The organism is Micromonospora sp. NPDC048871, from assembly GCF_043198155.1.
Classification (GTDB): domain Bacteria; phylum Actinomycetota; class Actinomycetes; order Mycobacteriales; family Micromonosporaceae; genus Micromonospora.
In genome coordinates this window covers 36,482-47,401 of record NZ_JBICUM010000021.1, presented here as the reverse complement: position 1 = coordinate 47,401, position 10,920 = coordinate 36,482, and the positions used below count along the sequence as shown (strand labels likewise).

The 10,920-nt window shown below is 68.3% G+C and carries 10 protein-coding genes; all 10 read right to left on the bottom strand.

Annotated elements, in window-relative coordinates; translation table 11 throughout:
• Window positions 1-949 precede the first annotated feature (949 nt).
• Window positions 950-1,972, bottom strand: coding sequence for a Swt1 family HEPN domain-containing protein (locus tag ACGFIK_RS27065; protein WP_393342064.1), 1,023 nt, complete (start codon window positions 1,970-1,972; stop codon window positions 950-952).
• Window positions 1,973-2,472: 500 nt separating this feature from the next.
• Entirely contained in the window at window positions 2,473-3,057 is a 585-nt protein-coding gene (locus ACGFIK_RS27060; protein ID WP_393342029.1) for a DUF2637 domain-containing protein, read from the bottom strand.
• Window positions 3,058-3,475: 418 nt separating this feature from the next.
• Window positions 3,476-3,745, bottom strand: a complete 270-nt coding sequence (locus tag ACGFIK_RS27055; RefSeq protein WP_393342026.1) for a hypothetical protein — start codon at window positions 3,743-3,745, stop codon at window positions 3,476-3,478.
• 98 nt (window positions 3,746-3,843) lie between these two features.
• Window positions 3,844-5,235, bottom strand: a complete 1,392-nt coding sequence (locus ACGFIK_RS27050) for an MFS transporter (RefSeq protein WP_327024481.1) — start codon at window positions 5,233-5,235, stop codon at window positions 3,844-3,846.
• Window positions 5,236-5,295: 60 nt separating this feature from the next.
• Window positions 5,296-5,946: an MOSC domain-containing protein gene (locus ACGFIK_RS27045; RefSeq protein WP_327024480.1), complete on the bottom strand. Its 651-nt coding sequence runs from the start codon at window positions 5,944-5,946 to the stop codon at window positions 5,296-5,298.
• Window positions 5,947-5,995: 49 nt separating this feature from the next.
• A complete protein-coding gene (locus tag ACGFIK_RS27040) occupies window positions 5,996-7,813 on the bottom strand; it encodes an ABC transporter ATP-binding protein (RefSeq protein ID WP_327024479.1) in 1,818 nt (605 codons plus the stop codon).
• Window positions 7,810-8,826, bottom strand: a complete 1,017-nt coding sequence (locus ACGFIK_RS27035) for a MauE/DoxX family redox-associated membrane protein (protein ID WP_327024478.1) — start codon at window positions 8,824-8,826, stop codon at window positions 7,810-7,812. The genes ACGFIK_RS27040 and ACGFIK_RS27035 overlap by 4 nt, the downstream gene beginning before the upstream one ends.
• 1 nt (window position 8,827) lies before the next feature.
• Window positions 8,828-9,844: an MvdC/MvdD family ATP grasp protein gene (locus tag ACGFIK_RS27030; RefSeq protein WP_327024477.1), complete on the bottom strand. Its 1,017-nt coding sequence runs from the start codon at window positions 9,842-9,844 to the stop codon at window positions 8,828-8,830.
• 9 nt (window positions 9,845-9,853) lie between these two features.
• The gene (locus ACGFIK_RS27025) at window positions 9,854-10,144 is read right to left on the bottom strand and encodes a hypothetical protein (RefSeq protein WP_327024476.1); all 291 of its coding nucleotides are present in this window, start codon (window positions 10,142-10,144) and stop codon (window positions 9,854-9,856) included.
• Complete coding sequence (locus tag ACGFIK_RS27020; protein ID WP_327024475.1) at window positions 10,141-10,500, bottom strand: hypothetical protein; 360 nt, start codon at window positions 10,498-10,500, stop codon at window positions 10,141-10,143. The genes ACGFIK_RS27025 and ACGFIK_RS27020 overlap by 4 nt, the downstream gene beginning before the upstream one ends.
• Between the last annotated feature and the right edge of the window lie 420 nt (window positions 10,501-10,920).

The following is a 10,920-nucleotide window of genomic DNA, read 5'->3' as shown; positions in this document are numbered from 1 at the left end:
GGGGGGTTCTTCAAACCTTTTTTTTCGTGCCTATAACGTGGGACTTTCTTAACCCCCCCCCCGGGGTTTGTTGGGGGCTGGCACTTCTTTTTGGCCCCCCCCCAAACCACGGCCAGGAATCCAAATTTCTGCCCGTCCCGCACGGGCTGGCTTAGCCCGGAGCCAGCGACCAGTCCGCGTCTCCGTCAGTCACAGTCGCGTAACTACACCTGTTACCTGCTGGTGCAACAGGCCCGACCCCGTCGGCCGACGTCGACCCGGATTTCCTATTCGTTCCTGGCGCGCGAGTAACTCGATCGTCCTCTCGCGCACGCGCTGTCCGAGCATCTGCCGGCGCTCGCCACCAAGACCGACGAGGGAGGGCGGGAAAGTGACTCTCCTACACCCGCATCGGTTACGACGTGCGCCGCTTTCGTTCTGGGACACGAGCACGCAAGCCTCCAGAGTATTCGCCGCAGGGGTGAGGACTGGCCCGTCAGCATCATCAAGCCGGAGGCGAACAGCTGGACCGTGGCCGTGTACCAGTCCTGCCCGCCGATGCTGTGGGCAGTCACGTCCGATACGTCGTCGAGGGTGAGCGAGGGCGGGTTGAGCCGTCCCAAGGCGGAGCCGTCTTCCCCACCTCTTCGTCAGTCCTGCGATGCAAACCGCCCCGGACTCTCACCGCCGAGGAAGTCAGCCGGGTTCTGAGCACGTGGACCAACTGGCAGCAGAGGTGGAAGCGTCATGACCGCCCGACCGCCTGTCCAGGCAGCCCTCCGCTAAGACGAGCATGTTTCCGCAGTCCGACTCATCGACCGCCATCCCCTCTTTCTTATCCCAATGACGGTCGAGGCGTGGATGAAACGAAAGAGGCCGAAGTGGGTCCGCCTCCTGGCCCGCTCTCTCGATGGGCGCAGCCCGGCCCGAGGCCTGGTTCCCGCCCTCTGATTCTTGAGAAAGTTTTCGATTAGGCCCCGAACATAGTAAGCGAGTCGATATGGTCACCCAAGAACGCCCAGGGTGTCGCTATCTGGACGCGCGGATCTAGGGAGAGACTGGGACGCTCATAGCATGCCTCAATCTGCTCGCCCTCCCGCGTGCCAGAGGATGACATCACTGAACGCAATGATGCTTCCACGCTAATCGCCAGGGAATCGGGACTACTAAGTGCCGAGAACGCAAAATCCGTGACAGTGGAGCCATCCAGGCAGAGGAATATTAAGCCCTCCCTGGCGGGGGCCAGCTCCTCGTCCAGCCATAACTGGCGAGGAATAACTCCCCGTGCTCCAAGGTAGAACCGCGCATGCCACAAATAGCCGGGCTCTCCGGTAATGAGACTTACATCTTGCACAGGCCGCGCCCATGGGCGTCGACTAAAGCAGAGCCGCGTGACAATACTGTAGCTGCGGTCAGCATGCCTTACGAGCCGCGCTAGCCGCCGATCCTCGCCCCAGAACTTCTGCGCCACTGGATCTTCATGGCCATAATCCAGCTCGTATCGGTCATTGTAGTAGCGCATAGCTCGCACTGCCGGAGCGTCTAGATCACGCAGGGTCTGCTCGACACGTGCAAGGTCGTCGGCATGGGGTCGACGGAAATGCGCTATTCGGTGACGAACTTGCTTCAGCTCTCGAATGCGCCCCTTCCAGACCTCTTGTTGAATCAGGCTCGACTCGAAGAGATCCCAGTGTCTCTCGATAATTTCAAACAAGTGCGATAAGTCCGCATACGCAAGAATAAGGTCGCTGTCGGGGCTGGTCATGTGAGTAAGCCTGGCCTCAGATCGCGCAAGGGATCTAGCCCTTTCAGGCACTTGCTCCAGCCAGGAGTCCCCGAATCGCGCGCGGAGCTCGACATACACCAGAGAACGGAGCCAGGTTTCCAACTGCCACCATCTGCCATGCAATGCCTGCGCGACAGGCGGCACTCCACAGTTCCACGCACTCTCCAGCGAGCTGGCAACTTTGGATGGGACCGCTTCCCACCCCATTGGCGGGTCCTCATCAATCATGACGCCAACCATAGTGCGCCTGGTTGTCTACCACTCGTTCGGACCTGGCTTACCGGCGCGCGTGCGGGGCGGTTAGGTACCAGGTGTAAGAGCGAAGCGGCATTTGCGCACTCGCCGCCACTCTCACTCCTGGCAATCCTCGCTGGTAGTAGCCCCCGTCCGTCAAACGGGCAACGCGGCCGAGAGCTGGCGTTGATGCGTCGTGCATGTGACAGATCAGCACCGGCCAGCCGAGCCAGCTCGCGGTGATCGATGCGGCGTCCCGCTGATAGGGCTTCAGCGAAGGCAGCCTCCATGATCTGCACCTTCGTCAGGCGAGGTGTGTCCTCGGAGTCCGGGGACCGCCGGACCGGCCACGGGTGGCCCTACCCGGGAGTCCTCGACGGGGTCCAGGACCGCAGGACCGGCGTCCTCTATCGGGCCGGGGTGGTCCGGGACCACGGGGACCGGTTCGGCCATCACGGGACCGGAGGCCGGGACTACGGGCACGGTGTCCGGGACGCCACCGCCGTGGAGTCCGGGACTACGGGGGTGGAGTCCGGGACTGCCTGACTGGAGTCCAGGACCGATATCAGCGAGTCCGGGACTCCATCTGACTGGGCGGCAACCACGGTGGCGAATGCAGCGCCCTCGGGCTCTGCCTGGACGGCGAGCTTGGCTGCTGGGGCCTCACCCATCCGGGCAAGGGCGATCTTTGCCATCATCAGGAACCCCGCAGCCGGCAGCGCAGCAGCCAACCAGCCGACCACCGAGGGCTCTGCCTCGATGACCTGGGCGCCGAGTGACAAGAACACCGCGACGACCAGCACGGCTACTGGGAACGCCTTGCTCTTGCCGATGCGAACCCGACGACGGATCTCCAGGCCGGCGGCAATCGACATCAGCTCCAGGGTTACTGCGTTCGCCCAGGCGAGCCATCCGCCCTGACCGTGGGCAGCCGAGACGTCGTGTACGTGTCGGAAGCTGACAGCGCCTGCTGCGCCTCCGATGGTGAGCATGATGGCTACCTGGATGGCCCCCTCGATCCGCTCGGATCGGCTCTGGGAACTCGCCTTGCGCTTCACTGGCCTCTTCCTTGGTGGAGGCCGTCGAAGACAGTTCAGCCGGGACGTGGTGGCCCCTCACGGGCACCTCAACGTCGGACGTAGGCGTATCACGGGCCGTGTCACACGCCGTGCGGTAGTGATCCACACGGAACGGCACGCTGGGGCCGTTGATCATGCTTTCTACCTGTACAAAGGGTGGTTGACGGTAGCCGGCGACACTAGCTCCGGGTGTCTTCCAAACTGACGGTGCGGGTTCGATTCCCGTCGCCCGCTCAGCGATAGTGGCCCAGGTCAGACGAAACTCCGACCTGGGCCATATTCATGCCTACCGCTTGCCCTTGCGGCCAGGTCCGGCGCGTGCCCGATCGCGCTCCTCCGTGATGCCGGCGCTGAGCGGTTCGGCTTCAACGTCTGACGGCGGAAGCTCGGTCCTGCCTTACCGGGGCCGCTTGTCCTCGACGTGGATGACGTGAAGCTCGTGGCCGTCCCGGTCGCGCTTGTGGCGGCCGTACAGCCCGATGGCCAGGTCGCTGCCGTCTGAGACCTCGTCCGGCCCTACGTAGGTCAGCACGTCGTCGTGGTGGCCGTAGACCACCCATCCGGGACCGGGGTCGAGGGTGATCGTGCCGTGGGCGAACACCACCCAGGACTTGCTGTCCCCGTCGATGATGCCGCGCCAGGTTCCGGCCAGATCTCGCTCAGACATGGAGGATGATCCTCCCCGAGTCGGTGCACCGGCGCTACCCCGAAGCCTTCTACCGCCCCGCTCAGGCGGGGTTCAGTTGGCGGACGGTACCGAAGCTTTCAGGTCCTGGTCTGGGGCTTCGATCTGGGCATAAGGCCGATGGTGGCGAGGATGCCGAGGCCGACGACGGCGGCGCCGACCAGTTGGACCGTGCCGTAGCCGACGCCCGCGCCGAGCAGGGTGAGGAACGCCGCCACCGAGAGGGCGCCGCCGACATGGTTCGTCGATTCGAACAGCGCGGAGGCCGAACCTCGGTCCTCCGGGGCCGCAGCGCCTATGCACTCCCGGGTCAGGGCCACATAGACGGGTCCGGCGCTGAGCCCCCAGGCGACCAGCCAGGCGATCACGATGGGCAGGGAGCCGCCGGTACCCACCGCCACCCCGGCGAGGCTGCCGGCGCAGAGGGTCAGGGCCACCGTGACGACCGTACGCGGGCCGTAGCGGCGGACCAGCCAGCCTGCCGGTGCGGCGCTGATGAGGGAGCCGAGCAGGACCGGGGCCAGGACGAGACCGGTCTGGGCGGCCGACAGGCCGTGGATCTCCTGGAGGTGGAGGCTGCCCACGACGACGATCGCCGCGTACGACGCCGAGTGGGCCGCGAAGGCCAGGCAGCTGGCGGTCAGGGAACGCGAACGGAACAGGGCGGGCTTGAGCAGCGGGTCACGTATCCGGCGTTCCAGGGGGACGAGGACCGCCAGCAGGAGCAGGCCGGCGACGACGATGGCCGGTGCCGGACCGGACAGCCCCTGCTCGGCGACCCGGGTGGCGCCGTAGATCAGGATTACCAGCCCGCCGGTGGCCAGCAGGGCACCGGTGACATCCAGGGATCGGCGGCCGGCTGTCGGCTGATCCGGCGGCAACAGCCGGAGGGCGGCGAGCATCGCCACCAGGCCCACCGGGACGACGGCCAGGAAGATCCAGCGCCAACCCCAGTAGGAGGTGATCACCCCACCGCAGACGGCCCCGGCCAGCCCGGCGGAGTTGGCGGCGGCCGCGACCACCGCGAAGACCCGGCTGCGCCAGGGCTCCTCCGGGAAGAGTGCGGCGGCCGACGCCAAGGCGGCGGGGATGGCGAAGGCGGCACCTAGGCCCTGGAGTACCCGTCCGGCGAACAGCAGCGGCAGCGAGGAGGTGGCGCCGGCGAGCAGCAGGCCGAAGGTGTTGACCCCCAGGCTGGTGACGATCAGGCGCCGCCTACCCCACAGGTCGCAGACCCGACCGCCGAGCAGCAGGAACCCGCCGATGCTCAGGGAGTAGAGGGTGATCACCCATTGCAGTTGGTCCGGGGAGATGGCGAACTCCCGGCCGATCTGGGGCAGGGCGGTGGCGACCGCGAGGCTGTCGAAGAGCACCAGGAACATGACCCCGGCCAGGACCAGGGAGACCGGCCAGCGGCGTACCCTTGCCAACTCCGCTGGCGGTGCTGGTGGTGCGGTCAGTGCTGATTCCATGTCGCCCCGACCACACACCGTAGTTCCCCGGTGGCGGGTGCGCATCTCGGCGCATGGGGCCTACCCGGTGGCCGACCGTCGGCGGATGGAGTCCCGGGCCTCCTCGGGCAGGGCCTCGGCTACCAGCAACTGCGGCAGCAGCTCCGGTTCGAGGGTCAGGGCACGAAAGGCCAGCTCGATGGTGACCTGGTGGTCGGGCCGGTACACGATCTCGATCGGGTCGTCGCCGCGAAGCTCACCGGGTTCGATCACCCGCAGGTATGCCCCGGGCACGGCGGCCTGGGTGAACCGCTTGATCCAGCCGCGCTGCTGCAGCCAGTGCTGGAACGTCGAGCAGGGGATCCGTGGGGAGGACACCTCCAGTACGACGTCCGGCCCGATCCGCCAGCGCTCCCCGATCAGGGCGGCGTTGACGTCCAGGCCGGCGGTGGTCAGGTTCTCCCCGAAGCCGCCGTTGCCGAGGGTGATGCCCAACTCGGCCGCCCAGCGGTCCAGATCCTCCCGGGCGTAGGCGTACACGGCCTGGTCGGTGCCGCCGTGATGCTTCACGTCGTAGACCCGGTCACCGACCAGACCCACCTCGCCGGTGCCCTTGGGGCCGGGCACCACGACGGCGACCGGGCCCTGCACCGGGCGTTTGTCGATGCCGGTCAACCCACCCTTGGCCGGGTTGGGCCGGGGTCTGCCCACGTTCACGGAAAGCACTCGCATCCGGCGAATGTTAGGCCGACCCACCCCAGGGCGGCGACTCAATTGGTCGTCAGGCCGCCGGTTGCGGGTCCTGGTAGCCGGCGGCCTGACGGCGGAAGAGCCGGGCGTACGTGCCGTCCAGGTCGATCAGTTCCTCATGGTCGCCGCGTTCGGTGATCGTGCCGTCGGCCAGTACGACGATCAGGTCGGCGTCGCGCACGGTGTTCATCCGGTGGGAGATCAGCAGGCTGGTCCGGCCGGCCCGGTGCGCGGCCAGCCGACGACTGACCTCGTACTCCGCCTCGGCGTCCAGGCCGGCGCTGGGCTCGTCCAGCACCAGCAGATCGGCCTCCTCGCGCATCAGCGCCCGGGCCAACGCCACCCGCTGCCACTGGCCGCCGGAGAGCACCACTCCGGTGGTGGGGTCGTCGCGGTCCTCGGCGTTCATGTAGACCCGGGTGAGCATGGTGTCGTAGCCCCGGGGCAGCGCCCCCAGGATGTCGTCCACGCCGGCCAGTCGGGCCGCCGCCCGAATCCGGGTCAGGTCCTCCAGGGCGGTCACCGCACCTATCCCGATGTTGTCGGCGGCACTGAAGTCGTACGACATGAAGTCCTGGAACAGCACCCCGATCCGCGCCCGCAGCTCAGCCGGGGGCAGGTCGCGCAGGTCCACCCCGTCCCAGCGGATGCTGCCCCGGCTCGGGTCGTAGAACCGGCACAGCAGTTTCACCAGCGAACTCTTGCCGGCCCCGTTGTGCCCGACCAGGGCCACCGAGGACCCGGCGGGAAGGGTGAAGCTGACCCCCCGCAGCACCCAGGGCAGGTCCTCGTCGTAGCGGAACCACACGTCGTCGAACTCGATTCCCTGCCGCAGCGGTGGCACCTGCGGCAGGGCGGTGGGGCGGGCGGGCAGGTCGGGTGGGGCCTCCACGACGAAGCGGTAGTGCCCGAACAGCAGCATCGCCTCGTGCAGTCGCCCGGCGTTGACGAAGGCACTGCTCAGCCCGCCCTGCACCCCGGCGACCGCGGCCACGAAGACGGAGACGTCGCCGATGGTCAGCGCGCCGGACCGGGCGGCGGTGACCGCCCAGAACAGGCCCAGCCCGGCCACCACCGCGCCGAGCAGCCCCTGCACCGACTGGACCAGCAGCTCACGCCGGTCCATCCGGCGTTGGCCGGCGTGGATGCCGCGCAGTTCGGTGAGCATCCGGGCGCCGAACAGCCCGCTGAGGCCGTACAGGCGGACCTCCTTGGCGGCGGTGACACTGGTCATCAGTTGGGCGTAGAAGAACTCCCGCCGGGCGGCGTGGCCGTACTCCCAGAGCAACGCGGCCCGCTGGCGGCCCAGGCGCAGTTCCGCCCGCAGGGTGGGTACGGCGGCCGCCGCCACGACCAGCACCATCCACGGATTGATGGCGGCCAGGGTGGTGAGGAAGGCGGCCATGGTGAGCAGCCCCTGGGCGGCCCCGAGGAAGCCGCTGACCACCTCCGGCGGCCCGGCCGGGCCGGTCTCGGCGGCGATGCTGAGCCGGTCGTGGAACTCCGGGTCCTCGAACCGGCGCAGCCCGAGCATCCGGCCGACGGCGGCGAACAGCCGCTGCCGCGCGGTCAGCCCGACGGACCGTTGCAGCTCGGCGTCGACATAGCGGCCCAGTTCGGGCATGAGCACCGCGGCGGCACCCGCGCCGGCCAGCAGCAGCACCGGCCCGGTCAGCCGGTCGTCGCCGGCGGCCAGCCGGTCCAGCACCACCTTCATCAGCCAGGCGACGGCTACCGGCACCGTGCCCGCCACCACGGCGAGCAGCACTCGGGCGATGAGCCAGCCGCGGGATGCGGCCCAGGCCATCCGGGTGGCCTCGGCCAGCGAGCCGCCTGCCTGTCTGATCACGAGGCGCTGGTGACGGGCACCCGGTCGAGTACGAAGTGGCTGGCGACCACGGTGTCGCCGGAGAGCAGCCCGAACGCCGGGTAGCCGTCCACCCCGAAGGCGCGGGCCACCGGGCCCCGCTCAGGCTCGTTGATCACCTGGGCCACCGGGGCCAGCCGCTCGCAGAGTTGGGTGGCGGCCTCACCGGTGCCCAGCACCACGGCCAGGGTCTGCTCCCGGGGGATCGCCTCGGCCCGGGCGACGAACCCGGGCAGGCTCTCCGCGCACGCCGGACAGCTCGGGGAGAGGAACCCCACCAGGGTCTCCCCCCGCAGCCCGGCCCGGGACACCGGTGTGCCGTCGACCGTGGTGGCGGTGAAGTCGCCGACGGTGGCACCGGCGGTCAGCATGATCGGCTCGGGGTTCTCCACCCCCTCGATGCTGACCTTCAGCAGGGTGGACTGCCGCCGTAGCTGCGCGAGCACGACCAGCAGGACGGTGGTGTTGACCAGACACAGCACCGTGACCACGAGCAGCAGGACGGACGAGGGGGCCATGTCAGCTCCGGACGGTTCAGCGGTGAGGGTGGACAGCGACGGTGGCCGGACCCCGCCGAAGGCCAGCGCCGCCCCGCCCAGGGCGACCGCGGTCAACAGCAGGTTGCGCAGGACGTGCGCGGGGCCGGGCGGACTCTCGGCGCCCCCGAAGCAGTGACAGGGCTCCCGGACCCCGCGACGGACCATCCCGGCCACGGCCACCGTGAAGGCCGCGAACAGGCCGGTGGCCAGCGCGAAGCCCGCAGCCGCCAGGGCGGGGAGGGCGACCGCGGCCAGCAGGATCCCGGCGGTGAGCGCCTCGGCCGCCAGGACGGCCACCGCCAGGGCCCCCGCCCGGGCCGCCGGCACCCCGACGGTACGCGGCAGCGAGGCGCGGAAGGCCGCGAAGGCGGCCCGGTCGCGTACCTTGCCCACCAGGGCCCAGCCGAGGGTGCCGACCAGGGCCAGTTGGGCGACGAGCAGCAACGCCCCGATCATCTCAGTAGCCGACCTGGGTTACCTCGCCCTGCCGGAAGGGGCCGCCGGCCAGCAGCAGGTCGGCGATGGTCTCGTCCATCGGCAGACCCAGGTCGTGTTGCAGCCACATGAACTGGCCGCCCGGGTTCACCTCCAGGAAGACGTACTCCCCCTCGGGGGTGACGATGAAGTCGATGGCCGCGTAGACGAGGCCGAGGCGGTCGAGCAGGCGTTGGGTCTTCGCCACCACCTCGTCGGGCAGTGGTTTGTACGGGCCGTAGGGCAGGTGGTTCTCGCCGCGCCAGTCGACAGAGGTGGTGGGCAGGGCCTGGGAGTCGATCACCACCGGGAACCAGGTGTTCCCGACGACGGTCAGCCGGACCTCGTACGCCTTCTCGATGTACTCCTGGAACATGCAGATCGTGTGCTGGACCCGGTCGGCGTTGGCCAGCACCTCCTCGCCCACCACAGTGGTGTAGAGGCCGCTGGGGAAGGCGCCCGGATAGTGGATCACCCCGCCGGTGAGGGCCTTGTAGACCACGGGCTGGTCGGTGGCACCGACCAGGGCGCGTACCTCGGCGGGGTCGTTGGTGAGCAGGGTGCGGGGCACCCGCATGCCTACCTGCTTGGCCAACTGGAGTTGGTAGGGCTTGAGCTCGGCGACCGCGTCGACGTCGGGACGGTTGACCCAGAGGCAGTCCGTGCTGCGCAGGATGCCGCCGATGCCGTGCAGGGCCTCGTTGCGGGCGAACTGCTGTTCGGCCTCGCTCATCTGCTCGTGGAAGCGGAAGGCTGTGGGGCGGCGGTACCACACCCCGGAGAGCCGATCGAGATCGACCTCCCGCCCGCGGTGCAGCAGCCGCCGCCGCTCGCCATCGAAATCCGAGGTGGTGAACGTCAGCGTCTGCGGGAAGTAGCTCAGGTCGACGCGGACGATGTCGGCCCCCCGGGCGGTGAGGGTCCGCACGACGGGGTCGACCGTGGGATCGAAGTCCTGGGTGAAGATCAGGATCCCGCGATCAGATGGCGAGGTGGTCATGCGTTGTCCTTAGGCGCAGGCGTCGTCGGTTACGCAGTCTCCGCAGTTGGAGCCGGAGGTGCGGGTCTTGGTGTAGACACCGGCGGTGATCGCGCCGTCCGGGGTGACCCAGACCTGCTGGTCGGCGTCGTAGTAGCCGAGCTCGGTCTCGGTCTCCGCCGGGGTGCCCGGCTCCCAGTTGGCGAAGAGGTAGCCGAAGGGCTGGCGGTCGTGGTCGGCGGGCAGCGGCTGGCTGAAGTCGTGCCCACTGGTCATCGACAGCGAGGTGCGCAGGGGGTTGCGGGTCAGGGTGGTCGTCACGGGTGATCTCCTTCTTCTCCGACTTTTTCGGCTGGCGGGTTGTCAGCCGACGACAGCGGCTCGGTAAGGCCGATAATCCCGGGTACCTCAGCGGAAAATGACCAGGTCTGGTCACCCACGTCATAGTGCCCGGCGTCAAGGATGAGATCGGATTCCAATTCGTCGTGGTCGGCGCGATCGTAGAGGTATCCCAGTGGTGCCAGATGGTGCCCACGACGGCGTTCACGCAGTTCGACATCGACGGCCCGCACGACGAGACGGGTGCCGTCCAGCTCGGGGCGGTCCAGTCGAAGGACAGTCACCGGGACGCTGGTGTCCCCCGGAAATCCATCACCTTCGTCCTGTGCCCCGTTCACAGAGCCCATCCTTATAGACGCGCTGAGATTTGAGAAGACCTCAGTTCATGGAATTTTCACGGCCCGCGATGCTTGCGGTGACAGCATTTCACCTGCTAGCGGCCCCATTTTCCGCTTACCGGCATAAGCGTCTGGTCGCGCTAAAGTACGGTGACGACAGTAAATTTGCGGCCAAGCCGGACAGAATCTCTCATGTCCGGACTGTGGCGGACCTGGCACCGCTGGTGGTCGCGGGGGATGAACCGGCTCCGGCCGGGTATGCAGCGGCCGTCCTGGTGGAGTGACGACCTTCCGGTCGCAATGCGCGACCGGCTCCGTCGGGGGGGGGGGGGGGGGCGGGCATTTCATGGCCAATGGGGGGCGAACGACACCCACCAAAAACCACCAGCTGTAGCCCCGGCGGGGGCAGACCGGGATGGG

What these genes read in the sequence shown, in the direction of transcription:
- ACGFIK_RS27065 (WP_393342064.1), bottom strand. Translation starts at nt 1,972, where the DNA reads ATGGGGTGGGAAGCGGTCCCATCCAAAGTTGCCAGCTCGCTGGAGAGT.
- ACGFIK_RS27055 (WP_393342026.1), bottom strand. Translation starts at nt 3,745, where the DNA reads ATGTCTGAGCGAGATCTGGCCGGAACCTGGCGCGGCATCATCGACGGG.
- ACGFIK_RS27050 (WP_327024481.1), bottom strand. Translation starts at nt 5,235, where the DNA reads ATGGAATCAGCACTGACCGCACCACCAGCACCGCCAGCGGAGTTGGCA.
- ACGFIK_RS27045 (WP_327024480.1), bottom strand. Translation starts at nt 5,946, where the DNA reads ATGCGAGTGCTTTCCGTGAACGTGGGCAGACCCCGGCCCAACCCGGCC.
- ACGFIK_RS27035 (WP_327024478.1), bottom strand. Translation starts at nt 8,826, where the DNA reads ATGATCGGGGCGTTGCTGCTCGTCGCCCAACTGGCCCTGGTCGGCACC.
- ACGFIK_RS27030 (WP_327024477.1), bottom strand. Translation starts at nt 9,844, where the DNA reads ATGACCACCTCGCCATCTGATCGCGGGATCCTGATCTTCACCCAGGAC.